The following is a 22,894-nucleotide window of genomic DNA, read 5'->3' on the forward strand; positions in this document are numbered from 1 at the left end:
GGGGCGTGCTGCGCGGGCCGGCGGCCTAGTCGTCGGACAGCGTCATCGAGACGATGCGCCGCCCGGCCAGCAGCACGCCGCCGGCGAGCACCACGAGCGCGGCGAGGACGGCGTACGCCGTGGGCACGGGCTGAGCGGCCTCGGCCGTGACGTCGCTGGCCGCCTGGAGCACCGAGGTGCCCCAGCTGCGCGCCGACAGCCACTTCGTCGGGCCGATCAGCCCGGCGATGGTCGACTCCCAGATCAGCCAGTAGGCCAGCGCGCCCACCACGCTGCGCCGCAGCGCGACCGCGAGCGCGGTGAAGATCCCGACGTACGCCACACCCGAGACCGCGCTGCCCGCCACGATCGCGAGGGGCAGGCCGTCGCCGGGATGCAGCACCATCGCCGAGATCCCGAGCGGCAGCACGCCGAACACCACCACCGCGCCGAGGATCACCAGGGCCTTGCTCAGCACCAGGGCCACCCGCGAGATCGGCTTCACCAGCAGCTGGATGATCGAGCCGTCGTCGAACTCCGTGGAGATCAGCGTGGTGGTGCAGATCAGCGTGACGACCGGCACGACCACGCCGATGCCGAAGGTGCTCAGGAAGTTCTGGGTGGCGGTGCCGTCCATCGCCGCGAACCGCTGCTGCACCAGGGTGAGCGCGATGAGCAGCACCGGCAGCGCGAGCAGCAGGAGCACCCGGGCGCGGCCGAGGAGCGAGCGCAGCGCCAGGCGCACGACCGGTCCGCTCAGCGGGGACGTGCCGCTCGGCGCGGCGTTGCCGGCGGGCAGGGGGCCGGGCGGGGCCGGCTGCGGGGTGGCGGGCGGTGGGGTCGTCATGCGTTCACCAGGTAGGAGAAGACGCTCTCGAGCGACTCGTCGGTCGGCGTGAGCTCGAGCAGCCGGATGTCGTGGGCGCGGGCGATGCGGGGGACGGAGTGGGCGAACCGGCCCAGGTCGTCGGTCTCGACCTCGAGGGTGTGCCGGTCGCGCAGCCGGGCGCCGCGCACCGACGGGTCGGCGAGCAGCAGGGCCGCGAGCCGACGGTTGTCGGAGGAGCGCAGCCGGTACTGGTTGGGCCGGTCGGTCATCAGCCGGCGGATCTCGGCGAAGTCGCCGGAGGCGGCGTGCCGGCCCGCGACCACGACCTCGACGCGGCGGGCCAGCTGCTCGACCTCCTCGAGGATGTGCGAGCTGAACACGATGGTGCGGCCGCGCTGCCCGAGGTCGGTGAGCAGGTTCATCATCTGCCGCCGCTGGATCGGGTCCATGCCGTTGAACGGCTCGTCGAGCAGCAGCACCTGCGGGTCGTGCACCAGCGCCGAGGCGACCTTGATCCGCTGCCGCATGCCCTTGGAGTAGGTGTGCACCTTGCGGCCGGCCGCGTCGGCCAGGTCGACCAGCTCGATCGCCCGCTCGGTCGCGGCCGCCGGGTCGGACACCTGCTGCAGGTCGGCGCTCAGGCGCACCAGCTGGCGGCCGGTGAGGAAGTCGTACAGCTGCTCCTGGACGGGCACCAGGCCGATGTCGCGATAGACCGACACCCGCTCGCGCACCGGCCGGTCGCCGAGGGTGACCGACCCGGCCGAGGGCGGCAGCAGACCGGCCATCATCGACAGCAGGGTCGACTTGCCGGCGCCGTTGGGGCCGAGCAGCCCGGTGATGCCCGGGCTGAGCACCATCGAGACGTCGTTGACCGCGACGACGTTGCCGTACCACCGGGACACGCCCGCGAGCACCAGGTCGGTCACAGCGAGGCCGCCTTCCGGGTGCGGGCGAGCAGGATCGCGGTCGGGACCAGCACCCAGGCGGCCGCCACCACGACGAAGAAGAGCGTCCACCCGGGGGTCGTCACGCGGGGGAGCAGCTCGATCGGCGTCGGCTGGTCGAACAGCCCGCTGACCAGCGCGGCGACCGCGGTGAACGGGTTGAGCGCGGCGGCGACGAAGGCGAGCGTCTCGTTGACGTTCTCGTACGCGATCCCCAGCAGCGCGGTGACCATGCCCGAGGTGATCATCAGCGTGACGATCACGCCGGTGACCGACAGGCCGGTGCGGGTGGTCAGGGCCGAGACCATCGCCGAGATGGCCGCCAGCATCACCGCGAGGATCGCCATGCCGGCGAGGGCGGCGAGGTAGGCCTTGGTGTGCTGGCCGACCGGCAGGTCGGAGCTGATCGCGACCCCCCACCAGATCGTCAGCGGCACGGCGACGATCGCGAACACCGCGGTCGCGAGGGCCGCGAGCCGCACCAGGATCAGCGTCGTGCGCGAGACCGGGCGGGCGAAGTAGAGCACGATCGTGCGGTATCGCAGGTCGCGCGCGAAGAGCACGGGCGCCTGCGCCGCGACGAAGACGGTGAGCAGCAGCTGGGTCCAGAACGGGTAGCCGAAATAGGTCGACAGCGGCCCGAACAGGTCGGCCCGGTCCGACAGGGACATCCGCTTCAGCTGGATGATGATGCCGGCCAGCACCAGCGCCGGCACGAACATGATGATCGTCACGACCCAGGGCACGATCTTGGCCTTGCCGGTGCGGCCGATGCCGAAGTAGTGGGCGAGCGCGGTGCGGAACAGCGAGCCCGCGACCGCGCCGGGGGAGCGGCGCTGCCCGGTGAACCGGCGGTAGCCGATGTCGTGGATGACCCCGCTGGGCCCGGACGTGCTCATCGGGCGCCTCCCGTCGCCTCGAAGACCTCTTCGAGCGTGTGGTGGATCTCCTGCACCCGCACCAGCCCGAGGCCGAGGTCGGTGACGACGTCGCGGACCACGTCGAGCGCGCGCGGGTCGTCGATCCGCACCCGGATCCGGTCGCCGTCGGGCGCGGCCTGGATGCCGCGGTCGAGCAGCGCCTGGCCCACGCGCCGGTCGGAGCCGTACGGGCCGAGCACCTCGACCAGCACGGTGCCGGTGGTCTGGGTCAGGTCGGTGGTGGCCGAGGCGCGCAGCAGCCGGCCGCTGTCGATGACGACGACGTGGTCGGCCGTGCGCTCCAGCTCGCCGAGCAGGTGGCTGGTGACGATCACCGAGATGCCGAAGTCGTGGCCGATGCGCGAGATCAGGTCGAGCATGTCGTCGCGCGAACGCGGGTCGAGCCCGTTGGTGGGCTCGTCCAGCAGCACCAGGCGCGGGTCGTGCACGATCGCCTGCGCCAGCTTGACCCGCTGCCGCATGCCGGTGGAGTAGCCGCCGATGGGCCGGTGCCGCTCCTCGGCGAGCCCCACGTGGCGCAGCACGTCGGCGGTGCGCTCGCGGGCGTCGGTGCGCGGCAGCCCCGACACCTGCGCCATGTGCAGCACGAACTCGGCGGCCGAGACGTCGGGCGGCAGCGCGTCGTGCTCGGGCATGTAGCCCACGACCGCGCGGATCGCGGCGCCGTGCGTGCGGGTGTCCATGTCGAGCACCCGCGCCTCGCCGGCGGTCGGCGCGAGCAGCCCCAGCAGCACCTTGATGAGCGTGGACTTGCCGGCGCCGTTGACGCCCACGATCCCGGTGACCCCGGCCGGCACGTCGACGCTGAGCGCGTCGAGGGCGCGGACCCGGGGATACTGGACCGTCAGATCTCGGGTCTGTACGACTGGTGCCCCCACGCGAGGCACCCTAGCCTCCGGGGCGGCCGGTTCCGGCTCGATTTGGCCGCGTGCCGCGGACTCTGGCACACTGGACAAGTTGCTTGTTGCGCGGCGCTGACCTCGGTCGGCCCGTCACCCCCGAGCAGCGCGCAGGACCCGTTCGCGGGGCCGCCGCACATCGGAGCAAGCCCCGGTCCGTCAGGACCGACCCACACCATCGGATCGATCGTTCCGGTGTGCCGCGAGGCCACCGCGACACACCCGAGCGCGTGGGTCGGAGCACAAGCCCGACGCACCGGCCACGGACGTTTGTTGTTGTTGGACGCGAGAGAGAGACGCGAGCGAATGGCGGGACAGAAGATCCGCATCCGGCTGAAGTCGTACGACCACGAGGTCATCGACAGCTCGGCGCGCAAGATTGTCGACACGGTGACCCGTGCCGGTGCCACGGTCGTGGGCCCCGTGCCGCTGCCGACGGAGAAGAACGTCTTCTGCGTCATCCGGTCGCCGCACAAGTACAAGGACAGCCGCGAGCACTTCGAGATGCGCACGCACAAGCGCCTGATCGACATCGTGGACCCGACCCCCAAGGCTGTCGACTCGCTGATGCGTCTGGACCTCCCGGCCGACGTCAACATCGAGATCAAGCTCTGACCGGGCAAGGGAGGAACGACTCACCATGACTCACATCACGGAGCGCCCGGTCAAGGGCGTCCTCGGCGAGAAGCTCGGCATGACCCAGGTCTGGGACGCCGAGAACCGCCTCGTCCCCGTCACCGTCATCCAGGCGGGCCCCTGCGTCGTCACGCAGGTCCGCGGTGACGACGACGGCTACCACGCGGTGCAGATCGGCTACGGCCAGATCGACCCGCGCAAGGTCACCAAGCCGCTGAAGGGCCACTTCGACAAGGCCGGCGTGACCCCGCGTCGTCACCTCGTCGAGGTGCGCACCTCCGACGCCGCCGAGTACGCCCCCGGCCAGGAGATCACCGCCGAGGCCTTCGAGGCCGGCGCGGTCGTCGACGTCGTCGGCACCACCAAGGGCAAGGGCTTCGCCGGTGTCATGAAGCGTCACGGCTTCTCCGGTGTCGGCGCCTCGCACGGTGCGCACCGCAACCACCGCAAGCCGGGTTCGATCGGTGGCTGCGCCACCCCGGGTCGTGTCTTCAAGGGCATGCGCATGGCCGGCCGCATGGGCGGCGTGCGCCAGACGACCCAGAACCTCACCATCCACGCCGTCGACGCCGAGAAGGGTCTGCTGCTGGTCAAGGGCGCTGTGCCCGGTCCCCGCGGCGGCATCGTCCTCGTCAAGTCGGCCGCGAAGACCGCTGCGAAGGAGGCCTGAGCGAGATGACGACCGTCGACATCCTGGGGCCGACCGGTGCCAAGTCCGGCACCACCGAGCTGCCCGCCGAGATCTTCGACGTGCAGACCAACGTCCCGCTGATCCACCAGGTGGTCGTGGCCCAGCTCGCCGCTGCGCGCCAGGGCACCCACGCCACCAAGACCCGCGGCGAGGTCCGCGGCGGTGGCCGCAAGCCGTACCGCCAGAAGGGCACCGGCCGGGCGCGTCAGGGCTCGACCCGCGCGCCGCAGTTCGCCGGCGGTGGCACCGTCCACGGCCCGCAGCCGCGTGACTACAGCCAGCGCACCCCGAAGAAGATGAAGGCTGCCGCGCTGCGCGGCGCCCTCTCCGACCGGGCGCGGCACGGCCGCATCCACGTCGTGGCCGGTGTCGTCGAGGGCGACGCCCCGTCGACGCGGTCCGCGGCGACGCTGCTGGACGGGCTCAGCGAGCGCAAGAACCTGCTCGTGGTGCTGCACCGCGACGACGAGGTCGGCGCCAAGAGCGTGCGCAACCTCGCCGACGTGCACCTGATCTGGTCCGACCAGGTCAACACCTACGACGTGCTGTGCGCCGACGACGTGGTCTTCACCCAGGCCGCGCTCGAGCACTTCCTGAGCTTCGGCGAGCAGGCCCGGGTCGCGGCGAAGGCCGCCAAGGAGGCCAAGAAGGCTCCGGTCGAGGCCGAGCAGAGCGAAGGGGACAACTGACCATGAGCACTGGACGCAAGGACCCGCGCGACATCCTGATCGCGCCGGTCGTCTCGGAGAAGTCCTACAGCCTGCTCGACGAGGGCAAGTACACCTTCCTCGTCGACCCGCGGGCCAACAAGACCGAGATCAAGGTGGCCGTGGAGCAGGTCTTCGGCGTGAAGGTCGACTCGGTGCACACCATGAACCGCCCGGGCAAGACCCGCCGGACCCGCTTCGGCACGGGCAAGCGCAAGGACACCAAGCGCGCGATCGTCTCGCTGCGCGAGGGCTCGATCGACATCTTCGGCCAGGTTGGCTGAGGAGGGACTGACTGATGGCTATCCGTAAGTACAAGCCGACGACCCCCGGTCGTCGCGGCTCGAGCGTGGCCGACTTCGCCGAGGTCACCCGCTCGACGCCGGAGAAGTCGCTGGTCCGCCCGCTGACCAAGTCCGGCGGCCGCAACGCCTCGGGCCGCATCACCACCCGGCACATCGGTGGTGGCCACAAGCGCGCCTACCGCGTCATCGACTTCCGTCGCGCCGACAAGGACGGCATCCGCGCGAAGGTCGCTCACATCGAGTACGACCCCAACCGCACCGCCCGCATCGCGCTGCTGCACTACGCCGACGGCGAGAAGCGCTACATCATCGCGCCGAGCCGGCTGAAGCAGGGCGACTGGATCGAGAACGGCCCCAACGCCGACATCAAGCCCGGCAACAACCTGCCGCTGCGCAACATCCCGACCGGTACGGTCGTCCACTGCATCGAGCTGCGGCCCGGTGGCGGTGCGAAGATCGCCCGCTCGGCCGGCGCCCGCGTGCAGCTCGTCGCCAAGGACGGCCCCTACGCGCAGCTGCGCATGCCCTCCGGTGAGATCCGCAACGTCGACGTGCGCTGCCGCGCCACCGTCGGCGAGGTCGGCAACGCCGAGCAGAGCAACATCAGCTGGGGCAAGGCGGGCCGCATGCGCTGGAAGGGCAAGCGCCCGACCGTGCGCGGTGTCGCGATGAACCCGGTTGACCACCCGCACGGTGGTGGTGAGGGCAAGACCTCCGGTGGACGCCACCCGGTCAGCCCGTGGGGTCAGCCCGAGGGCCGCACCCGCCGCCCCAACAAGGAGAGCGACAAGCTCATCGTGCGTCGCCGCCGTACTGGCAAGAAGCGCTGATAGGAGCCATTCGAGATGCCACGCAGCCTGAAGAAGGGCCCCTTCGTCGACGACCACCTTGCCAAGAAGGTGGAGGCGCAGAACGAGGCGGGCACCAAGAACGTCATCAAGACCTGGTCCCGCCGGTCGATGATCACCCCCGACATGCTCGGCCACACCCTCGCGGTGCACGACGGCCGCAAGCACGTCCCGGTCTTCGTGACCGAGGCGATGGTCGGTCACAAGCTCGGCGAGTTCGCCCCGACCCGCACCTTCAAGGGTCACGAGAAGGACGACCGGAAGGGGCGCCGCCGCTGACGCGGTGGCCCGTGACGAGCCATGACTGAGACGAACGACAGTAGAGGTACAGCGATGGAAGCCAAGGCGCAGGCGCGGTACGTCCGTGTGACGCCGCAGAAGGCCCGCCGCGTCGTGGACCTGATCCGTGGGAAGCAGGCCACCGAGGCCGTCGCGGTGCTGCAGTTCGCGCCCCAGGGGGCGAGCGAGCAGATCCGCAAGGTGCTGGAGAGCGCGATCGCCAACGCGCGCTATGCAGCCGACCAGGCTTCCGCGCCGTTCGATGAGCGCACGCTCGTGGTGAGCGAGGCGTACGTCGACGAGGGCCCGACCATGAAGCGGTTCCGCCCGCGGGCCCAGGGCCGCGCGAGCCGGATCAACAAGCGCACCAGCCACATCACGGTGCGTGTCGCACAGCCGCAGAAGACGACCGCCGAGGGAGGCAACTGATGGGTCAGAAGGTCAACCCGAACGGCTTCCGACTCGGCATCACCACCGAGCACAAGAGCCGCTGGTTCGCTGACAGCAACAAGCCGGGTCAGCGTTACCGCGACTACGTCAAGGAGGACGTCGCGATCCGCCGCCTCATGTCCACGGGCATGGAGCGGGCCGGCATCAGCCGGGTCGAGATCGAGCGCACCCGTGACCGGGTCCGCGTCGACATCCACACCGCCCGTCCGGGCATCGTCATCGGCCGCCGCGGCGCCGAGGCCGACCGCCTGCGCGGTGAGCTGGAGAAGCTCACCGGCAAGCAGGTTCAGCTGAACATCCTCGAGGTCAAGAACCCCGAGGCCGACGCTCAGCTGGTCGCCCAGGGCATCGCCGAGCAGCTCTCCGCCCGCGTGTCGTTCCGACGCGCGATGCGCAAGGGCATGCAGTCGGCGAGCCGGGCCGGTGCCAAGGGCATCCGGGTGCAGGTCTCCGGTCGCCTCGGTGGCGCCGAGATGAGCCGCACCGAGTTCTACCGCGAGGGTCGGGTTCCGCTGCACACGCTGCGCGCGAACATCGACTACGGCTTCTACGAGGCCCGCACCACCTTCGGCCGCATCGGCGTGAAGGTCTGGATCTACAAGGGTGACCTCACCGCCAAGGAGCTGGCGCGCGAGCAGGCCGCCGCCCCGTCGCGCCCGTCGCGCGGCCGTCGTGACGGCGACCGTCCGGGCCGTGGCGACCGTGGCGACCGGGGTGGCCGTGGCCGCCGCGACGCTGCTCCCGCGCAGGAGACCCCGGCCGCCGCTCCGGCGACCGAGGCCGCTCCCGCCGAGGCGACGAGCACCGAGGGAGGCGAGTCCTGATGCTGATTCCCCGTCGAGTCAAGCACCGCAAGCAGCACCACCCCAAGCGTGGCGGCGCTGCCAAGGGCGGCACCACCGTGGCGTTCGGTGACTACGGCATCCAGGCCCTGGAGCCGGCGTACGTCACCAACCGTCAGATCGAGTCCGCTCGTATCGCGATGACCCGCTACATCAAGCGTGGCGGAAAGGTCTGGATCAACATCTACCCGGACCGCCCGCTCACCAAGAAGCCCGCCGAGACCCGCATGGGTTCCGGTAAGGGCTCGCCCGAGTGGTGGGTCGCCAACGTCAAGCCCGGCCGCGTCATGTTCGAGCTGTCGGGTGTGTCCGAAGAGGTGGCACGCGAGGCGCTGCGCCTGGCGATGCACAAGCTGCCGATGAAGTGCCGCTTCGTCGCGCGTGAGGGTGGTGACTTCTGATGGCAGTCGGTTCCAAGGACCTGATGCCCGAGCAGCTGCGCGGCATGGACGACGCGGCGCTCCGTGAGGAGCTCGGCAAGGCCAAGCAGGAGCTGTTCAACCTGCGGTTCCAGTCGGCCACCGGCCAGCTGGAGAACAACGCCCGGCTCCGGGCGGTCCGCAAGGACATCGCGCGGATCTACACCGAGATGCGCGAGCGCGAGCTGAGCATCGGCCGCGCGCCGCAGGCCGAGACCGAGCCGGCCGAGCAGAACGAGAAGGAGAGTGTGGGCTGACATGGCCGACAACACCGCCGACGTCGAGACCGGCCAGGCCGACACCGACCGCAACTACCGCAAGACCCGTCGGGGTTACGTGGTGAGCGACAAGATGGACAAGACCGTCGTGGTCGAGGTCGAGGACCGCGTCAAGCACGCGCTCTACGGCAAGGTCATGCGCCGCTCCAGCAAGGTGAAGGCGCACGACGAGGAGAACACCGCCGGCATCGGCGACCGCGTTCTCATCATGGAGACTCGCCCGATGTCCGCCACCAAGCGGTGGCGTCTGGTCGAGATCCTCGAGCGCGCCAAGTAAGACGTCCGGGGCCCGACCCCGAACCAAGACCCGTATCCGTTCCACCAGGCTCGCGCCGCCGCGGCGGTCCGAGAACCAGTGAGACGACAGGAGAGAAACTGTGATCCAGCAGGAGTCGCGACTTCGCGTCGCCGACAACACCGGTGCCAAGGAGATCTTGTGCATCCGGGTTCTCGGCGGCTCGGGCCGTCGCTACGCCGGCATCGGTGACACCATCGTGGCCACCGTCAAGGACGCCATCCCCGGCGGCAACGTCAAGAAGGGCGATGTCGTCAAGGCCGTCATCGTGCGCACCGTCAAGGAGAAGCGCCGCCCGGACGGTTCCTACATCAAGTTCGACGAGAACGCCGCCGTCATCCTCAAGGGCGACGGCGACCCGCGCGGAACGCGCATCTTCGGCCCGGTGGGTCGTGAGCTGCGTGACAAGCGCTTCATGAAGATCATCTCGCTCGCGCCGGAGGTGCTCTGAGGCCATGGCGACCAACAAGCCGAAGATGAAGATCAAGAAGAACGACCTCGTGCAGGTCATCACCGGTCGCAGCCAGGACAAGGGCGGCGACAAGGGCAAGCAGGGCAAGGTCATCGCGGTCTACCCCGAGAGCCAGCGCGTGCTGGTCGAGGGCGTCAACCGGATCACCAAGCACACGCGTGCCGGTGCCGGTGGCTCTGCCTCGGGTGGCATCGAGGTCGTCGAGGCGCCGATCCACGTGAGCAACGTGGCCATCGTCGACCCCGAGGACAACAAGCCGACGCGCGTGCGCATCCGCGAGGAGCAGGTGGAGCGCGACGGTCGTACCAAGACGGTCCGCACCCGGGTTTCCGCGCGGACCGGTAAGGACCTGTGATGACTGACGTGACCGAGACCACCGAGACCGTGGCCGACGCTCCGGCCGAGAAGGTCGCCCCGCGGCTCAAGCAGCGCTACCGCGAGGAGATCAAGGACGCCCTGCAGGAGCAGTTCAGCTTCGCCAACCCCATGCAGGTGCCGACCGTGACCAAGGTCGTCGTCAACATGGGTGTCGGCGACGCCGCCAAGGACTCCAAGCTGATCGAGGGCGCCATCCGCGACCTCGCGACCATCACCGGCCAGCGGCCGGCGGTGACCAAGGCGCGCAAGTCCATCGCGCAGTTCAAGCTGCGCGAGGGCATGCCGATCGGTGCGCACACCACGCTGCGCGGCGACATGATGTGGGAGTTCCTGGACCGGCTGATCGCGATCGCGCTGCCGCGCATCCGTGACTTCCGTGGCCTGTCGCCCAAGCAGTTCGACGGCAACGGCAACTACACCTTCGGTCTCAACGAGCAGTCCATGTTCCACGAGATCAACCAGGACAAGATCGACCGCGTCCGCGGCATGGACATCACGGTCGTCACCACCGCCACCAACGACGACGAGGGGCGGGCCCTGCTCAAGCAGCTGGGCTTCCCGTTCCGGGAGAACTGAGAACGATGGCCAAGACTGCGCTTGTCAACAAGGCGAACAAGAAGCCGAAGTTCGCGGTGCGCGCCTACACCCGCTGCCAGCGGTGCGGCCGTCCGCACTCGGTCTACCGCAAGTTCGGCCTGTGCCGGATCTGCCTGCGCGAGATGGCGCACCGGGGCGAGCTCCCGGGCGTCACCAAGAGCAGCTGGTAAGCACCCCACCTTTCACCGACTCACCAACACCGTAGGTCGGCCGCGGCGAACCGCCCGCAGCTGAAACCCCGGTGAGGAAGGGCAGAAGCCCACCATGACCATGACCGACCCGATCGCGGACATGCTGACGCGAGTGCGGAACGCCAACTCGGCGCACCACGACTCGACGTCCATGCCGTTCTCGAAGCTGAAGTCGCACATCGCGGAGATCCTGGAGGCCGAGGGCTACATCGCCGGCTGGCAGGTCGAGGACGCCGAGGTGGGCAAGACTTTGACCATCGACCTGAAGTACGGCCCCAACCGGGAGCGCTCCATCGCGGGCGTCCGGCGGGTGTCCAAGCCAGGTCTGCGCGTCTACGCCAAGTCCACGAACCTGCCGAAGGTTCTGGGCGGGCTGGGCGTCGCCATCATTTCCACGTCGTCCGGCCTCCTGACCGACAAGCAGGCGGCCGCCAAGGGTGTGGGCGGGGAAGTCCTCGCCTACGTCTGGTGATCTAGGGACCAAGGAGGAGATCTACAGATGTCACGAATCGGACGTCTTCCGGTCCCGGTGCCGAGTGGTGTCGAGGTGACCATCGAGGGGCAGGACGTCAGCGTCAAGGGCCCCAAGGGCCAGCTGGCGCTCACCGTCGCCGAGCCCATCACTGTCGCCAAGGGTGAGGACGGTGCCGTCGAGGTCGCCCGCCCCGACGACGAGCGCGAGTCGCGTGCGCTGCACGGCCTGACCCGCAGCCTCATCAACAACATGGTCGTCGGGGTGACCGACGGCTTCACCAAGAAGCTGGAGATCCACGGCACCGGTTACCGCGTCACCGCGCGCGGCACCGACCTGGAGTTCGCTCTCGGCTACAGCCACTCGATCACGGTGAAGGCCCCCGAGGGGATCCAGTTCGCCGTCGAGAACCCGACCCGGTTCTCGGTCTCGGGCATCGACAAGCAGCTCGTCGGTGAGGTCGCGGCCAACATCCGCAAGCTGCGTCGTCCCGACCCCTACAAGGCCAAGGGCGTGCGCTACGAGGGCGAGCACATCCGCCGCAAGGTCGGAAAGGCCGGTAAGTAAGCCATGGCAAAGATCATCAAGCGCGCCAGCAGCAAGAGCGCCGCTCGCGACCGTCGTCACCTGCGCGTGCGCAAGCACGTCACGGGCACGCCCGAGCGTCCCCGCCTGGTCGTGTCGCGCTCCAGCCGCCACGTCTTCGTGCAGCTGGTCGACGACACCGTGGGCAAGACGCTCGCGTCGGCCTCGACGATGGAGAGCGACCTGCGCGGCTTCGACGGCGACAAGACCGCCAAGGCCAAGCGCGTCGGCGAGCTGCTCGCCGAGCGGGCCAAGGCGAGTGGAGTCGAGGCCGTCGTGTTCGACCGTGGCGGCAACCGCTACGCCGGTCGTGTCGCGGCGATCGCCGACGGCGCCCGCGAGGGAGGCCTGACCCTGTGAACGTCGCCCTGAACAACCGCTTCGAGAAGAGGAACCACTGATGGCTGGACCACAGCGTCGAGGCGCCGCTGGTAACGCCCAGGGTGCGAGCGACAACACCAACAGCAACGACCGCGACAACCGCCGGGGTGGCGGCCGCGGCGGTCGCGACCGCGACAACCGTCGCGGTGGCGGCGACGACCGCAACCAGTACCTCGAGCGCGTCGTCACCATCAACCGCGTGGCCAAGGTCGTGCAGGGTGGCCGCCGCTTCAGCTTCACCGCGCTGGTCGTCGTCGGTGACGGCGACGGCACCGTCGGTGTCGGCTACGGCAAGGCCAAGGAGGTCCCCGCCGCGATCGCCAAGGGTGTCGAGGAGGCGAAGAAGAACTTCTTCCGCGTCCCGCGCATCCAGGGCACCATCCCGCACCCCGTGCAGGGTGAGGCCGCGGCCGGTGTCGTCCTGCTCCGTCCGGCCTCGCCCGGTACCGGTGTGATCGCCGGTGGTCCGGTGCGCGCCGTGCTGGAGTGCGCCGGCATCCACGACGTGCTGTCCAAGTCGCTCGGCTCGGACAACGCGATCAACATCGTCCACGCGACCGTGGCCGCGCTGCAGGGCCTGGAGCGGCCCGAGGCCGTCGCCGCGCGTCGTGGCCTGCCGCTGGACGCCGTCGCCCCCGCTGCCATGCAGCGCGCGATGGCCGAGGGCCAGGCCGAGAAGGCCGAGAAGGCGGCTGCTGCAGCCGGGACGGGGGCGTGATGTCGCAGCTGAAGGTGACCCAGATCCGTTCGGAGATCGGCGGCAAGCCGCAGCACCGCGAGACCCTGCGTTCGCTGGGTCTGAAGCGCATCGGCCACACCGTCGTCAAGGAGGACCGGCCCGAGTTCCGCGGCATGGTCCGTTCGGTCGCCCACCTGGTGACCGTGGAGGAGGTTGACTGATGGCCGACAGCACGAAGGCCGAGAAGGGCGCGGACGAGAAGGTCCACGCGCTGAAGCTGCACCACCTGCGTCCGGCCCCCGGCGCCAAGACCGCCAAGACCCGCGTGGGTCGCGGTGAGGGCTCCAAGGGCAAGACCGCCGGCCGCGGCACCAAGGGCACCCAGGCCCGCTACCAGGTGCCCGCCGGGTTCGAGGGTGGTCAGACGCCGATCCACATGCGGCTCCCGAAGCTGCGTGGGTTCCGCAACCCGAGCAAGGTGTACTACCAGGTCGTGAACCTCGACACCATCTCGACGCTGTTCCCCGAGGGCGGCGACGTGACGGTGGCCGAGCTCGTGGCCAAGGGCGCGGTCCGCAAGGGCCGCCCGGTGAAGGTGCTCGGCACCGGCGAGCTGACCGTGGCGGTCAACGTCACGGCCGACAAGTTCTCCGGCTCTGCCAAGGAGAAGATCGAGGCTGCGGGCGGTTCGGTCACCAGCGCGTGACCCCGTCTCAGTAGTGCGACGCCCCGGGTGAACCGGCCCTGCACGGGCCGGAGCGCCCGGGGCGTCGTGCTGCAGGTATCGTCTCTTTTCGTTCACGACCAGCCACCGACGGTGGCACGCAGGAGGACCAGTGCTCACCGCCCTCGGCCGCGCGTTCCGGACGCCGGATCTGCGCAAGAAGATCTTCTTCACCCTCGCGGTGATGGCGCTCTTCCGCCTCGGCTCGCACATCCCGACCCCGGGCATCAGCTACGACCTGGTGCAGCAGTGCCAGCGGGCTGCGTCCTCCAGCGGCAATTTGCTGGGCCTGGCCAACCTGTTCAGCGGTGGCGCGCTGCTGCAGCTGAGCATCTTCGCGCTCGGGATCATGCCGTACATCACGGCCAGCATCATCGTGCAGCTGCTGACGGTGGTCATCCCGCGCTTCGAGCAGCTGAAGAAGGAGGGGCAGAGCGGCACCGCGAAGATGACGCAGTACACGCGTTATCTCACGATCGGACTGGCGCTGCTGCAGTCGGCCACCCTCGTCACCACCGCCGCGCGCAACCCGGGGGCGCTGCTCGGCGCGCAGTGCACGCAGATCATGCCCGACCAGAGCCTGCCGACCCTGGTCATCATGGTGCTCACGCTGACCGCCGGCACCGGCCTGGTCATGTGGCTGGGTGAGCAGGTCACCGAGCGCGGCGTCGGCAACGGCATGTCGCTGCTGATCCTCACCTCGATCGCTGCCAGCGTGCCCGCTTCGATCTGGGCGATCCGCACCCAGGGCTGGGGCCGCTTCGCCCTGGTGATCGTCATGGGCCTCGCGATCACCACGGCCGTGGTCTTCGTCGAGAACTCCCAGCGCCGCATCCCGGTGCAGTACGCCAAGCGGATGATCGGGCGTCGGTCCTACGGCGGGACGACGACGTACATCCCGCTGAAGCTGAACATGGCCAACGTGATCCCGCTGATCTTCGCCAGCTCGCTGCTGTCGCTGCCGACGCTGCTCGCGCAGTTCACGATGCCGGCGCCGGGCTCGACCGAGGAGCCGGCCGCCTGGGCGCAGTGGGTCACCGAGAACCTCTCGCCGACGACCGGCGGTGTCTGGTACGCCGCGCTGTTCACCGGCATGATCCTGTTCTTCACGTTCTTCTACGTGTCGATCACCTACCAGCCCGACGAGGTCGCCGACAACCTCAAGCAGGCCGGCAGCTTCATCCCGGGCGTGCGCGCGGGCAAGGCCACCGCGCAGTACCTCGGCTACGTGCTCAACCGCATCACGACCGTGGGTGCGATCTATCTGTCGGTGCTGGCGCTGATCCCGCTCGTCGCGTTCGACGTGCTGGGGGCCGACCAGAACTTCCCGTTCGGCGGTGCCTCGATCATCATCCTCGTCGGTGTCGGGCTCGAAACCGTCAAGCAGATCGACGCCAAGCTGCAGCAGCACCACTACGAAGGGTTCTTGCGGTGACGGCTGCGGCCGACCACCGTGCTCGTTCTCGATCGCTCAGGGAGTCTCCGTCATGCGCTTGATCATCCTTGGACCGCCCGGTGCCGGAAAGGGCACGCAGGCCGAGCGGCTCGCTGCCGAGCGGGGCATCCCGCACATCTCCACCGGCGACATCTTCCGCAGCAACATCAAGAACGAGACCCCGCTGGGGCTGCAGGTCAAGGGCATCCTCGACTCGGGCGGCTACGTGCCCGACGAGGTCACCGACCAGATCGTCGCCGACCGGCTGGCGCAGCCCGACGCGCAGCAGGGGTTCCTGCTCGACGGCTACCCGCGCACCATGCCGCAGGTGCAGGCGCTCGACGCGCTCATGGAGCAGCAGGGCCAGCCGCTGGACGCGGTGCTCAAGCTGACCGTCGTCGAGGGTGAGCTGGTGCAGCGTCTGCTCGAGCGCGCGCGCACCTCCGGTCGCACCGACGACACCGAAGAGGTCATCCGCGAGCGGCAGGCCATCTACGAGCGGGAAACCGCGCCGCTGGCCGCCTACTACGCCGAGCGCGGCCGGCTCGTGGAGATCGACGGCATGGGCTCGGTCGACGAGGTCGCCGGCCGCATCGGGGCCGTCCTCGACGGCCTCGGCCGCTGACCCGCGGCCCGTCCATGGTTCGCCTCGGTCGATCGACCCTGCCCGCCAAGACCCCCGACCAGGTGCGCACGATGCGCCGGGCCGGGATGGTCGTCCGGCAGGCGCTGGACGCCGTCGCGGCCGAGCTGGCCCCGGGGCGCACCACCGGTCACCTCGACGCGGTCGCCGCGCGGGTCATCGAGCAGGCCGGGGCGACGCCGAGCTTCCTCGGTTACCACGGCTTCCCGGGCGTCGTGTGCGTCAGCGTCAACGACGAGGTCGTGCACGGCATCCCCGGTGAGCGGGTGCTCGAGGCCGGCGACCTGGTGTCGGTCGACTGCGGCGCGATCGTCGACGGCTGGCACGGCGACGCCGCGTTCACCGCGGTGGTCGGGGGAGAGGCCGCCGCCCGGCCCGAGGACCTCGAGCTCAACGCCGTGACCGAGGACGCGCTGTGGGCGGGCATCCGGGCGCTGCACCCGGGGGAGCGGCTGCACGAGGTCGGGGCGGCCGTGCAGGACCTGGTCGAGGCCGAGGCGGCCCGGCGCGGTCGCACGTTCGGGATCCTCGACGGCTACACCGGCCACGGCATCGGCACCGAGATGCACCAGGAGCCCTCGGTCTACAACGAGCGGGTGCGCGAGCGCGGGCCCAAGGTGCGCGTCGGCGCCACGATCGCCATCGAGCCGATGATCACCCTCGGCACCCACGAGTCGCACGAGCTCGACGACGACTGGACCGTCGTCACCGACGACGGCTCGCGCGGTGCGCACTGGGAGCAGACCGTCGCCGTCACCCCCGGTGGGCTGTGGGTGCTGACCGCCGCCGACGGCGGCGAGGCGCGCCTGGGCGACCGGTACGCCCCGCTCGACGGCTGACGTACGCCCTGCACCGCCCGATTTCGCGGAACGACACCCCTGCGCGTAAACTTGATCCTCGGTCACGTCTGTGCGTGATCGTCCTGGTCGTTCCCATCCGAGGGGGCGGCCGCCAACCAACGGATTGTGGAGGACATGGCCAAGAAGGACGGTGTCATCGAGATCGAGGGCACGATCGTCGAAGCTCTCCCGAACGCGATGTTCCGGGTGGAGCTGACCAACGGTCACAAGGTGCTCGCTCACATCTCCGGGAAGATGCGTCAGCACTACATCCGGATCCTCCCCGAGGACCGGGTCGTGGTCGAGCTCAGCCCGTATGACCTGTCCCGCGGCCGGATCGTCTTCCGCTACCGCTGACCCAGGCGGGACCGGCCATCCGGCCGGGCCCGTGCGCACCACCCCGAGAAAACCCACCCGTCGACTCACGTCCCCGTGATTCGGCCTGACTTCGAGACGGTAGGCAGATGAAGGTCCAGCCGAGCGTCAAGAAGATCTGCGACAAGTGCAAGGTGATCCGCCGCAACGGCCGGGTCATGGTGATCTGCGACAACCTGCGCCACAAGCAGCGCCAGGGCTGAGCACCAGCACGACTCGCGGTCTTCGACCGCACGCCACAACTGCATCCACGCACCACCCGACCCCTGCCGGTCAGCTCCGGCCGACCGCAGGACGTCACCCCCGGCGCGAAGGCCGGGGACCCAGCAACCAGCCACTCCGGCTGACGCGGGACCGGCGGTGCGTCTCACACCTTCGCACCGCACCCAAGGAGAACCCGCCACCATGGCACGACTCATCGGAGTCGACCTGCCGCGCGAGAAGCGCGTCGAGGTCGCCCTGACCTACATCTTCGGCGTCGGCAAGACCCGCGCCGCCGAGACCCTCGCCGCGACGGGCGTCAGCCCCGACACCCGCGTGCGCGACCTCAGCGAGGAAGAGGTCGTCAAGCTGCGCGACCACCTCGAGAGCAGCTTCCGCCTCGAGGGCGACCTGCGCCGTGAGGTCGCCGCCGACATCCGCCGCAAGGTCGAGATCGGCAGCTACCAGGGTCTGCGCCACCGCCGGGGCCTGCCGGTCCACGGCCAGCGCACCAAGACCAACGCCCGCACCCGCAAGGGTCCGAAGCGGACTGTGGCTGGCAAGAAGAAGGCCACCAAGTAAGTCCCGCTGTCATCGGTCCGACTGAGACGAGACAGCACAGCCGGACGTACCCCAAAGCCTTATTCCGCTAGCACAGGAGAAACACCATGCCTCCCAAGACCCGAGGGTCCGCGGGCGCCAAGAAGGTGCGCCGCAAGGTCAAGAAGAACGTCGCCGCCGGCCAGGCGCACATCAAGAGCACGTTCAACAACACCATCGTGTCCATCACCGACGAGACCGGTGCCGTGATCTCGTGGGCCTCCGCCGGCCAGGTCGGCTTCAAGGGCTCGCGCAAGTCCACCCCGTTCGCCGCGCAGATGGCGGCCGAGGCCGCCGCCCGCCGCGCCATGGAGCACGGCATGCGCAAGGTCGACGTCTTCGTCAAGGGCCCGGGCTCCGGTCGTGAGACCGCGATCCGCTCGCTGACCGCCACCGGCCTCGAGGTCGGTGCCATCAGCGACGTCACCCCCACGCCGCACAACGGCGTTCGCCAGCCCAAGCGCCGTCGCGTCTGACCGGCCGACCTTCCTAGGAGATACGAACCATGGCCCGTTACACCGGCCCCATCACCAAGAAGTCGCGCCGGCTCAAGACCGACCTCGTCGGCGGCGACAAGAACTTCGAGATGCGCCCCTTCCCGCCCGGCCAGCACGGCCGTGGCCGGGTGCAGGAGAAGGAGTACCTGACCCAGCTGCAGGAGAAGCAGAAGGCTCGCTTCACCTACGGCGTCATGGAGAAGCAGTTCGTCCGCTACTACAAGGAGGCGGCGCGTCGCCCCGGCAAGACCGGTGACAACCTGCTCATCCTGCTGGAGTCGCGGCTCGACAACGTCGTTTACCGCGCCGGCCTCGCCCGCACCCGCCGTGCGGCCCGCCAGCTCGTGACGCACGGTCACTTCGAGGTCAACGGCCAGCGCGTCGACGTCCCGTCCTACCGGGTCGAGCAGTACGACATCATCACCGTCCGCGAGAAGTCGCGCGAGACCTTCCCGATCCAGCTGGCTCGGGAGACCTTCGGCGAGCGTCCCGTCCCGGCGTGGATGCACGTCTCCGACGGCACCCTGCAGATCCTGATCCACCAGCTCCCGGTGCGCGAGCAGATCGATGTTCCGCTCACCGAGCAGCTGATCGTGGAGCTGTACTCGAAGAACTGACGCTCCTTCGTCGCGTCGTTCTTCGTCGTACCGCTCCCCGCTCAGCTGCCGCGCTCTTTGGCTCGGCTCCTCGCAGGCCGGGCGGCGGACGGGCTCGCACGCTCGCTCCGTCCGCCGCCCGCCCTGGTCGTCGCCTCGCGGCCGTCGACCTTCTGAGGTGGCCGGGTCTCCCGGGCTCTTGCCACACGCTGGTCGAGTAGGGCGAGGCGCTAGCCGAGCCCGTATCGAGACCGGCACACGTTGGTCGAGTGGGGCGAGGCGGTAGCCGAGCCCGTATCGAGACCGGCACACGTTGGTCGAGTGGGGCGAGGCGCTAGCCGAGCCCGTATCGAGACCGGCACACGTTGGTCGAGTGGGGCGAGGCGCTAGCCGAGTCCGTATCGAGGCCAGTGCAGAACCACAACCGAATACGGCAGTTCACGGACCGATGTGACTGCTGGTCTTCACGAGGCGTCATATAGCGGTCGCCCGTGGGAAGGAAATCACCGTGCTCATCGCACAGCGCCCCACCCTCAGCGAGGACGTTGTCTCCGAGAACCGGTCCCGGTTCGTCATCGAGCCGCTGGAGCCGGGCTTCGGCTACACGCTCGGCAACTCCCTGCGTCGTACGCTGCTCTCCTCGATCCCCGGTGCCTCGGTCACGAGCCTGCGGATCGACGGTGTGCAGCACGAGTTCTCCACGGTCCCCGGGGTCAAGGAGGACGTCACCGAGATCATCCTCAACATCAAGGGCCTGGTCGTCTCCTCGGAGCACGACGAGCCGGTCGTGATGTACCTGCGCAAGCAGGGCCCCGGCGCGGTCACCGCTGCCGACATCGCGCCGCCCGCCGGTGTCGAGGTGCACAACGCCGGCCTGCACATCGCGACCCTGAACGACAAGGGCAAGCTCGAGATGGAGCTGACCGTCGAGCGCGGCCGCGGTTACGTCTCGGCGCAGCAGAACAAGTCGGCCGACAACGAGATCGGCCGCATCCCGGTCGACTCGATCTACAGCCCCGTGCTGGCCGTGACCTACAAGGTCGAGGCCACCCGAGTCGAGCAGCGCACCGACTTCGACAAGCTCATCGTCGACGTCGAGACCAAGAACTCGATGGCCCCGCGCGACGCGATGGCCTCCGCCGGCAAGACCCTGGTCGAGCTGTTCGGCCTGGCCCGCGAGCTCAACGTCGAGGCCGAGGGCATCGACATGGGCCCGTCGCCGACCGACGCGGCCCTGGCCGCCGACCTGGCGCTGCCGATCGAGGACCTCGAGCTGACCGTGCGGTCCTACAACTGCCTCAAGCGCGAGGGCATCCACAGCGTGGGTGAGCTCGTGGGTCGCAGCGAGGCCGACCTGCTCGACATCCGCAACTTCGGGGCCAAGTCGATCGACGAGGTCAAGGACAAGCTGCGCGAGATGGGTCTGCAGCTCAAGGACAGCCCGCCCGGGTTCGACGCGAGCGCCATCGCCGACCGTTACGAGGACGACGACCTGCAGGGCGAGGGCGACGACGCCAGCTTCGCCGAGGACGAGCAGTACTGAGCCGCTGAGACCGGCCGAGCCCGCGAGGGCGTACGCCGGAGCGAGAAGGAGACACCATGCCTACCCCCACGAAGGGCCCCCGCCTCGGCGGCGGCCCCGCGCACGAGCGGCTCATCCTGGCCAACCTGGCTACGCAGCTGTTCGAGCACGACCGCATCACCACCACCGAGGCCAAGGCCAAGCGGCTGCGTCCGCTCGCCGAGCGTCTGGTGACCTTCGCCAAGCGTGGCGACCTGCACTCGCGCCGTCGCGTGCTCACGGTCGTCCGTGACAAGGGCGTCGTGCACCGGCTGTTCGAGGAGATCGCGCCCGACATGGCCGAGCGTCCCGGCGGCTACACCCGCATCACCAAGATCGCGCCGCGCAAGGGTGACAACGCCCCCATGGCCGTGATCGAGCTGGTGCGCGAGGCCGTCGTGAGCAAGCCCAAGCGCGCCGTCGTCGCCGAGGCCGAGGGCGCCACCAAGCGCGCGGCCAAGGAGTCCGCCGCCGAGGAGACCACCGAGCCGCAGGCCACCGCCGCCGCGCCGGTCGTCGACGCCGAGACCGCTGCGGCCACCGAGGCGCCGGTCGACGACGCCGCCGCTGCCGACGAGGCCAAGGACGCCGGCGAGGGCACCGACGGTGGCTTCGGCCCCGACTCGGCCGCCCCGACCGCCGACGGCTCGGCCCCCGAGGGCTTCGACGTCAAGGGCAACAAGGACTCGATGAAGTACCACGTGCCCGGTTCGCGCTGGTACGACTCCACCGAGGCCGAGGTCTGGTTCCGCACCGCGGACGCCGCCGTCGCCGCGGGCTTCGCGCCCGCCGGTGGCGAGGACGCCCAGCAGGCCGACAAGGACGCCTGACCGGTCGCGCACCCGCGCAGCACGCACCGCCGCCCCGGCACGACTCGATCGTGCCGGGGCGGCGGTCTGTCGTGGGTCAGGCGTTGAGCGCTAGTATTTGCGCATGCATGCAAGTACGCATCCTCCGGCCTGGAGCGAGGACGTCGTGACCCTGGCGGTCGAGGTCCTGCGGGTGCTGGCCGACCCCACGAGGCTGCAGCTGGCCGGTCTGCTGCTCGACGAGGAGCGCTCGGTCTCCGAGCTCGCCGCTGCCCTGGGGAAGCCGACCCCCGCGGTGTCGCAGCATCTGGCGAAGATGCGGATGGCGCGCCTGGTGATCACGCGCAAGCAGGGGACCTCGGTGCTGTACCGGGTGGAGAACGACCACGTGCGTCAGCTGGTCACCGACGCGATCGGACACGTGGAGCACCTGCTGGACGACGTCCCGGCGCACCACCGCGTCGCAGGAGAGTCATGACCGGCCGGCACGAGCACGGTCACGACCACGAGCACGAGGTGGGCGCCTGGGCGCGCGTGCGGCATGCCACCTCGGAGCTGCTCGGCGGCCACTCGCACGATGCTGCCGACCAGGTGGACGAGGCGCTCGAGGCCGACGCCCGGGGCCGTCGGGCGCTGTGGATCAGCCTGGCGGCGCTGCTGGTCACGGCCCTGCTGCAGGGGATCGTGGTGGTCTTCACCCGGTCGGTCGCCCTGCTGGGCGACACGCTGCACAACCTCGTCGACGCCGCGACGGCCATCCCGCTGCTCGTCGCGTTCTGGCTGGCGCGGCGCCCGGCGAACGACCGGTTCACCTACGGTTACGGCCGGGCCGAGGATCTCGCCGGTCTCTTCGTCATCGTGATGATCGCCCTGTCCAGCGTGCTCGCGGGATGGGAGGCGATCTCCCGGTTGATGGACCCGCGCGGGGTCTCCTACGTCTGGGCCGTGGCGCTCGCCGGACTCATCGGGTTCGCCGGCAACGAGCTGGTCGCCCGGTACCGCATCCGGGTGGGGCGGCAGATCGGTTCGGCCGCGCTGGTCGCCGACGGGTTGCACGCGCGCACCGACGGCTTCACCTCGCTGGCGGTCGTGCTGGGCGCGATCGGCGTCGCGGTCGGGTGGTCGTGGGCCGACCCGGTCATCGGCCTGCTGATCGCGGTCGCCATCCTCGGGGTGCTGCGCTCGGCCGCCAAGCAGGTCGGGGCTCGCCTGATGGACGCCGTCGACCCCGACCTGGTCGGGCGCGCGCGTGCCGTCATGCGCGACACCCCAGGGGTGCTGGGTGTCCGGTCCGTGCGGCTGCGGTGGATCGGCCACACGCTGCACGCGGAGGCTGACGTGGAGGTGGCCGGGCGTGCCACCGCCGAGGCGGCGCACGACGTCGCCCATCGCGTCGAGCAGCGCCTCATGGGGCAGCTTCCGAGGATGACCGCGGCCGTGATCCATGTCAGTCCCAGGCCCGCGCGCACCGAGCTCAGCGGCTGCACCGAGGGTGAGGACGCCGCCTAGACTCG

At 69.8% G+C, this 22,894-nt stretch carries 37 protein-coding genes; 33 read left to right on the forward strand and 4 right to left on the reverse strand.

The window, feature by feature from the left end; translation table 11 throughout:
• Positions 1–25 precede the first annotated feature (25 nt).
• The 4 genes from FB554_RS01720 to FB554_RS01735 are packed head-to-tail and all read right to left on the reverse strand — an operon-like array spanning position 26 to position 3,574.
• On the reverse strand, positions 26–826 hold the full coding sequence (locus tag FB554_RS01720; RefSeq protein ID WP_142004354.1) for an ABC transporter permease: 801 nt from the start codon (positions 824–826) through the stop codon (positions 26–28).
• A complete protein-coding gene (locus FB554_RS01725; protein ID WP_142004355.1) occupies positions 823–1,737 on the reverse strand; it encodes an ABC transporter ATP-binding protein in 915 nt (304 codons plus the stop codon). The genes FB554_RS01720 and FB554_RS01725 overlap by 4 nt, the downstream gene beginning before the upstream one ends.
• Positions 1,734–2,654, reverse strand: coding sequence for an ABC transporter permease (locus FB554_RS01730; RefSeq protein WP_142004356.1), 921 nt, complete (start codon positions 2,652–2,654; stop codon positions 1,734–1,736). Before FB554_RS01730 ends, FB554_RS01725 begins: the two co-directional genes overlap by 4 nt.
• Positions 2,651–3,574, reverse strand: a complete 924-nt coding sequence (locus FB554_RS01735) for an ABC transporter ATP-binding protein (RefSeq protein ID WP_211344512.1) — start codon at positions 3,572–3,574, stop codon at positions 2,651–2,653. The genes FB554_RS01730 and FB554_RS01735 overlap by 4 nt, the downstream gene beginning before the upstream one ends.
• Before the next feature lie 327 nt (positions 3,575–3,901).
• Between FB554_RS01735 and rpsJ the strand changes: the two genes are divergently transcribed.
• The 33 genes from rpsJ (at position 3,902) to FB554_RS01900 (ending at position 22,889) form a co-directional block, all read left to right on the forward strand.
• Positions 3,902–4,210 carry a 30S ribosomal protein S10 gene (gene rpsJ / locus FB554_RS01740; protein WP_006946210.1) on the forward strand — a complete coding sequence of 103 codons (309 nt, stop codon included), beginning with the start codon at positions 3,902–3,904 and terminating at the stop codon, positions 4,208–4,210.
• A 25-nt stretch (positions 4,211–4,235) separates the two neighbouring features.
• Entirely contained in the window at positions 4,236–4,901 is a 666-nt protein-coding gene (rplC, locus tag FB554_RS01745) for a 50S ribosomal protein L3 (protein ID WP_142004358.1), read from the forward strand.
• Between the two features lie 5 nt (positions 4,902–4,906).
• Positions 4,907–5,611, forward strand: a complete 705-nt coding sequence (gene rplD / locus FB554_RS01750) for a 50S ribosomal protein L4 (RefSeq protein WP_142004359.1) — start codon at positions 4,907–4,909, stop codon at positions 5,609–5,611.
• 2 nt (positions 5,612–5,613) lie between these two features.
• Complete coding sequence (gene rplW, locus FB554_RS01755; RefSeq protein ID WP_142004360.1) at positions 5,614–5,913, forward strand: 50S ribosomal protein L23; 300 nt, start codon at positions 5,614–5,616, stop codon at positions 5,911–5,913.
• Between the two features lie 14 nt (positions 5,914–5,927).
• Positions 5,928–6,764 carry a 50S ribosomal protein L2 gene (gene rplB / locus FB554_RS01760; protein WP_142004361.1) on the forward strand — a complete coding sequence of 279 codons (837 nt, stop codon included), beginning with the start codon at positions 5,928–5,930 and terminating at the stop codon, positions 6,762–6,764.
• Between the two features lie 15 nt (positions 6,765–6,779).
• Positions 6,780–7,061 carry a 30S ribosomal protein S19 gene (rpsS, locus tag FB554_RS01765; protein ID WP_142004362.1) on the forward strand — a complete coding sequence of 94 codons (282 nt, stop codon included), beginning with the start codon at positions 6,780–6,782 and terminating at the stop codon, positions 7,059–7,061.
• A 54-nt stretch (positions 7,062–7,115) separates the two neighbouring features.
• Positions 7,116–7,490, forward strand: a complete 375-nt coding sequence (gene rplV / locus FB554_RS01770; RefSeq protein WP_142004363.1) for a 50S ribosomal protein L22 — start codon at positions 7,116–7,118, stop codon at positions 7,488–7,490.
• Positions 7,490–8,335, forward strand: a complete 846-nt coding sequence (rpsC, locus tag FB554_RS01775) for a 30S ribosomal protein S3 (protein ID WP_142004364.1) — start codon at positions 7,490–7,492, stop codon at positions 8,333–8,335. Before rplV ends, rpsC begins: the two co-directional genes overlap by 1 nt.
• Complete coding sequence (rplP, locus tag FB554_RS01780) at positions 8,335–8,754, forward strand: 50S ribosomal protein L16 (RefSeq protein ID WP_142004365.1); 420 nt, start codon at positions 8,335–8,337, stop codon at positions 8,752–8,754. The genes rpsC and rplP overlap by 1 nt, the downstream gene beginning before the upstream one ends.
• Positions 8,754–9,029: a 50S ribosomal protein L29 gene (rpmC, locus tag FB554_RS01785; protein ID WP_142004366.1), complete on the forward strand. Its 276-nt coding sequence runs from the start codon at positions 8,754–8,756 to the stop codon at positions 9,027–9,029. Before rplP ends, rpmC begins: the two co-directional genes overlap by 1 nt.
• Position 9,030: 1 nt before the next feature.
• Positions 9,031–9,327: a 30S ribosomal protein S17 gene (gene rpsQ / locus FB554_RS01790; protein ID WP_142004367.1), complete on the forward strand. Its 297-nt coding sequence runs from the start codon at positions 9,031–9,033 to the stop codon at positions 9,325–9,327.
• A gap of 100 nt (positions 9,328–9,427) precedes the next feature.
• Entirely contained in the window at positions 9,428–9,796 is a 369-nt protein-coding gene (gene rplN / locus FB554_RS01795; protein WP_142004368.1) for a 50S ribosomal protein L14, read from the forward strand.
• 4 nt (positions 9,797–9,800) lie between these two features.
• The gene (gene rplX, locus FB554_RS01800) at positions 9,801–10,172 is read left to right on the forward strand and encodes a 50S ribosomal protein L24 (RefSeq protein ID WP_142004369.1); all 372 of its coding nucleotides are present in this window, start codon (positions 9,801–9,803) and stop codon (positions 10,170–10,172) included.
• On the forward strand, positions 10,172–10,771 hold the full coding sequence (gene rplE, locus FB554_RS01805) for a 50S ribosomal protein L5 (RefSeq protein ID WP_142004370.1): 600 nt from the start codon (positions 10,172–10,174) through the stop codon (positions 10,769–10,771). The genes rplX and rplE overlap by 1 nt, the downstream gene beginning before the upstream one ends.
• Positions 10,772–10,776: 5 nt before the next feature.
• Positions 10,777–10,962, forward strand: coding sequence for a type Z 30S ribosomal protein S14 (locus FB554_RS01810; RefSeq protein ID WP_052594758.1), 186 nt, complete (start codon positions 10,777–10,779; stop codon positions 10,960–10,962).
• Between the two features lie 94 nt (positions 10,963–11,056).
• The gene (gene rpsH, locus FB554_RS01815; RefSeq protein WP_142004371.1) at positions 11,057–11,455 is read left to right on the forward strand and encodes a 30S ribosomal protein S8; all 399 of its coding nucleotides are present in this window, start codon (positions 11,057–11,059) and stop codon (positions 11,453–11,455) included.
• 27 nt (positions 11,456–11,482) lie between these two features.
• Complete coding sequence (rplF, locus tag FB554_RS01820) at positions 11,483–12,022, forward strand: 50S ribosomal protein L6 (RefSeq protein ID WP_142004372.1); 540 nt, start codon at positions 11,483–11,485, stop codon at positions 12,020–12,022.
• A 3-nt stretch (positions 12,023–12,025) separates the two neighbouring features.
• A complete protein-coding gene (gene rplR / locus FB554_RS01825) occupies positions 12,026–12,400 on the forward strand; it encodes a 50S ribosomal protein L18 (RefSeq protein WP_142004373.1) in 375 nt (124 codons plus the stop codon).
• A 40-nt stretch (positions 12,401–12,440) separates the two neighbouring features.
• Complete coding sequence (gene rpsE / locus FB554_RS01830) at positions 12,441–13,139, forward strand: 30S ribosomal protein S5 (protein ID WP_142004374.1); 699 nt, start codon at positions 12,441–12,443, stop codon at positions 13,137–13,139.
• Positions 13,139–13,321 carry a 50S ribosomal protein L30 gene (rpmD, locus tag FB554_RS01835; RefSeq protein WP_142004375.1) on the forward strand — a complete coding sequence of 61 codons (183 nt, stop codon included), beginning with the start codon at positions 13,139–13,141 and terminating at the stop codon, positions 13,319–13,321. The genes rpsE and rpmD overlap by 1 nt, the downstream gene beginning before the upstream one ends.
• Entirely contained in the window at positions 13,321–13,806 is a 486-nt protein-coding gene (rplO, locus tag FB554_RS01840; RefSeq protein WP_142004376.1) for a 50S ribosomal protein L15, read from the forward strand. The genes rpmD and rplO overlap by 1 nt, the downstream gene beginning before the upstream one ends.
• A gap of 130 nt (positions 13,807–13,936) precedes the next feature.
• Positions 13,937–15,259: a preprotein translocase subunit SecY gene (gene secY, locus FB554_RS01845; protein ID WP_142004377.1), complete on the forward strand. Its 1,323-nt coding sequence runs from the start codon at positions 13,937–13,939 to the stop codon at positions 15,257–15,259.
• Positions 15,260–15,311: 52 nt separating this feature from the next.
• Positions 15,312–15,884 carry an adenylate kinase gene (locus FB554_RS01850; RefSeq protein WP_211344513.1) on the forward strand — a complete coding sequence of 191 codons (573 nt, stop codon included), beginning with the start codon at positions 15,312–15,314 and terminating at the stop codon, positions 15,882–15,884.
• A gap of 14 nt (positions 15,885–15,898) precedes the next feature.
• Entirely contained in the window at positions 15,899–16,741 is an 843-nt protein-coding gene (gene map, locus FB554_RS01855; RefSeq protein ID WP_142004378.1) for a type I methionyl aminopeptidase, read from the forward strand.
• A 135-nt stretch (positions 16,742–16,876) separates the two neighbouring features.
• Positions 16,877–17,098, forward strand: a complete 222-nt coding sequence (gene infA / locus FB554_RS01860; protein WP_006592631.1) for a translation initiation factor IF-1 — start codon at positions 16,877–16,879, stop codon at positions 17,096–17,098.
• A 107-nt stretch (positions 17,099–17,205) separates the two neighbouring features.
• Positions 17,206–17,319 (forward strand): 50S ribosomal protein L36, encoded by a 114-nt coding sequence (rpmJ, locus tag FB554_RS01865; RefSeq protein ID WP_007928044.1) that lies wholly within the window; start codon positions 17,206–17,208, stop codon positions 17,317–17,319.
• A 202-nt stretch (positions 17,320–17,521) separates the two neighbouring features.
• Positions 17,522–17,899, forward strand: coding sequence for a 30S ribosomal protein S13 (rpsM, locus tag FB554_RS01870; RefSeq protein ID WP_142004379.1), 378 nt, complete (start codon positions 17,522–17,524; stop codon positions 17,897–17,899).
• 86 nt (positions 17,900–17,985) lie between these two features.
• Positions 17,986–18,393 carry a 30S ribosomal protein S11 gene (gene rpsK / locus FB554_RS01875; protein WP_142004380.1) on the forward strand — a complete coding sequence of 136 codons (408 nt, stop codon included), beginning with the start codon at positions 17,986–17,988 and terminating at the stop codon, positions 18,391–18,393.
• A 29-nt stretch (positions 18,394–18,422) separates the two neighbouring features.
• On the forward strand, positions 18,423–19,031 hold the full coding sequence (gene rpsD / locus FB554_RS01880) for a 30S ribosomal protein S4 (RefSeq protein ID WP_142004381.1): 609 nt from the start codon (positions 18,423–18,425) through the stop codon (positions 19,029–19,031).
• A gap of 487 nt (positions 19,032–19,518) precedes the next feature.
• On the forward strand, positions 19,519–20,553 hold the full coding sequence (locus FB554_RS01885; RefSeq protein ID WP_142004382.1) for a DNA-directed RNA polymerase subunit alpha: 1,035 nt from the start codon (positions 19,519–19,521) through the stop codon (positions 20,551–20,553).
• A gap of 56 nt (positions 20,554–20,609) precedes the next feature.
• Positions 20,610–21,401 carry a 50S ribosomal protein L17, sunset domain variant gene (gene rplQ, locus FB554_RS01890; RefSeq protein ID WP_142004383.1) on the forward strand — a complete coding sequence of 264 codons (792 nt, stop codon included), beginning with the start codon at positions 20,610–20,612 and terminating at the stop codon, positions 21,399–21,401.
• A 103-nt stretch (positions 21,402–21,504) separates the two neighbouring features.
• Positions 21,505–21,858 carry an ArsR/SmtB family transcription factor gene (locus tag FB554_RS01895; RefSeq protein ID WP_142004384.1) on the forward strand — a complete coding sequence of 118 codons (354 nt, stop codon included), beginning with the start codon at positions 21,505–21,507 and terminating at the stop codon, positions 21,856–21,858.
• Complete coding sequence (locus tag FB554_RS01900; protein WP_142004385.1) at positions 21,855–22,889, forward strand: cation diffusion facilitator family transporter; 1,035 nt, start codon at positions 21,855–21,857, stop codon at positions 22,887–22,889. Before FB554_RS01895 ends, FB554_RS01900 begins: the two co-directional genes overlap by 4 nt.
• The last annotated feature ends 5 nt before the right edge of the window (positions 22,890–22,894 follow it).

The organism is Barrientosiimonas humi, assembly GCF_006716095.1.
Taxonomy (GTDB): Bacteria; Actinomycetota; Actinomycetes; order Actinomycetales; family Dermatophilaceae; genus Barrientosiimonas; species Barrientosiimonas humi.

Bases quoted from the DNA above. Each gene is read 5' to 3' on its own strand.
- rpsJ (WP_006946210.1), top strand. From the start codon at position 3,902: ATGGCGGGACAGAAGATCCGCATCCGGCTGAAGTCGTACGACCACGAG.
- FB554_RS01895 (WP_142004384.1), top strand. From the start codon at position 21,505: ATGCATGCAAGTACGCATCCTCCGGCCTGGAGCGAGGACGTCGTGACC.
- rplE (WP_142004370.1), top strand. From the start codon at position 10,172: ATGACTGACGTGACCGAGACCACCGAGACCGTGGCCGACGCTCCGGCC.
- FB554_RS01810 (WP_052594758.1), top strand. From the start codon at position 10,777: ATGGCCAAGACTGCGCTTGTCAACAAGGCGAACAAGAAGCCGAAGTTC.
- rplD (WP_142004359.1), top strand. From the start codon at position 4,907: ATGACGACCGTCGACATCCTGGGGCCGACCGGTGCCAAGTCCGGCACC.
- rplV (WP_142004363.1), top strand. From the start codon at position 7,116: ATGGAAGCCAAGGCGCAGGCGCGGTACGTCCGTGTGACGCCGCAGAAG.
- rplR (WP_142004373.1), top strand. From the start codon at position 12,026: ATGGCAAAGATCATCAAGCGCGCCAGCAGCAAGAGCGCCGCTCGCGAC.
- rplC (WP_142004358.1), top strand. From the start codon at position 4,236: ATGACTCACATCACGGAGCGCCCGGTCAAGGGCGTCCTCGGCGAGAAG.
- rpsK (WP_142004380.1), top strand. From the start codon at position 17,986: ATGCCTCCCAAGACCCGAGGGTCCGCGGGCGCCAAGAAGGTGCGCCGC.
- rpmJ (WP_007928044.1), top strand. From the start codon at position 17,206: ATGAAGGTCCAGCCGAGCGTCAAGAAGATCTGCGACAAGTGCAAGGTG.
- rplQ (WP_142004383.1), top strand. From the start codon at position 20,610: ATGCCTACCCCCACGAAGGGCCCCCGCCTCGGCGGCGGCCCCGCGCAC.
- rpsQ (WP_142004367.1), top strand. From the start codon at position 9,031: ATGGCCGACAACACCGCCGACGTCGAGACCGGCCAGGCCGACACCGAC.
- rpsH (WP_142004371.1), top strand. From the start codon at position 11,057: ATGACCATGACCGACCCGATCGCGGACATGCTGACGCGAGTGCGGAAC.
- rpsC (WP_142004364.1), top strand. From the start codon at position 7,490: ATGGGTCAGAAGGTCAACCCGAACGGCTTCCGACTCGGCATCACCACC.
- rpsM (WP_142004379.1), top strand. From the start codon at position 17,522: ATGGCACGACTCATCGGAGTCGACCTGCCGCGCGAGAAGCGCGTCGAG.
- rplB (WP_142004361.1), top strand. From the start codon at position 5,928: ATGGCTATCCGTAAGTACAAGCCGACGACCCCCGGTCGTCGCGGCTCG.
- FB554_RS01720 (WP_142004354.1), bottom strand. From the start codon at position 826: ATGACGACCCCACCGCCCGCCACCCCGCAGCCGGCCCCGCCCGGCCCC.
- rplO (WP_142004376.1), top strand. From the start codon at position 13,321: ATGGCCGACAGCACGAAGGCCGAGAAGGGCGCGGACGAGAAGGTCCAC.
- rpmC (WP_142004366.1), top strand. From the start codon at position 8,754: ATGGCAGTCGGTTCCAAGGACCTGATGCCCGAGCAGCTGCGCGGCATG.
- rplP (WP_142004365.1), top strand. From the start codon at position 8,335: ATGCTGATTCCCCGTCGAGTCAAGCACCGCAAGCAGCACCACCCCAAG.
- rpsD (WP_142004381.1), top strand. From the start codon at position 18,423: ATGGCCCGTTACACCGGCCCCATCACCAAGAAGTCGCGCCGGCTCAAG.
- FB554_RS01850 (WP_211344513.1), top strand. From the start codon at position 15,312: ATGCGCTTGATCATCCTTGGACCGCCCGGTGCCGGAAAGGGCACGCAG.
- infA (WP_006592631.1), top strand. From the start codon at position 16,877: ATGGCCAAGAAGGACGGTGTCATCGAGATCGAGGGCACGATCGTCGAA.
- rplX (WP_142004369.1), top strand. From the start codon at position 9,801: ATGGCGACCAACAAGCCGAAGATGAAGATCAAGAAGAACGACCTCGTG.
- rplW (WP_142004360.1), top strand. From the start codon at position 5,614: ATGAGCACTGGACGCAAGGACCCGCGCGACATCCTGATCGCGCCGGTC.
- map (WP_142004378.1), top strand. From the start codon at position 15,899: ATGGTTCGCCTCGGTCGATCGACCCTGCCCGCCAAGACCCCCGACCAG.
- rpsS (WP_142004362.1), top strand. From the start codon at position 6,780: ATGCCACGCAGCCTGAAGAAGGGCCCCTTCGTCGACGACCACCTTGCC.
- rplF (WP_142004372.1), top strand. From the start codon at position 11,483: ATGTCACGAATCGGACGTCTTCCGGTCCCGGTGCCGAGTGGTGTCGAG.
- FB554_RS01900 (WP_142004385.1), top strand. From the start codon at position 21,855: ATGACCGGCCGGCACGAGCACGGTCACGACCACGAGCACGAGGTGGGC.
- rpmD (WP_142004375.1), top strand. From the start codon at position 13,139: ATGTCGCAGCTGAAGGTGACCCAGATCCGTTCGGAGATCGGCGGCAAG.
- rpsE (WP_142004374.1), top strand. From the start codon at position 12,441: ATGGCTGGACCACAGCGTCGAGGCGCCGCTGGTAACGCCCAGGGTGCG.
- FB554_RS01730 (WP_142004356.1), bottom strand. From the start codon at position 2,654: ATGAGCACGTCCGGGCCCAGCGGGGTCATCCACGACATCGGCTACCGC.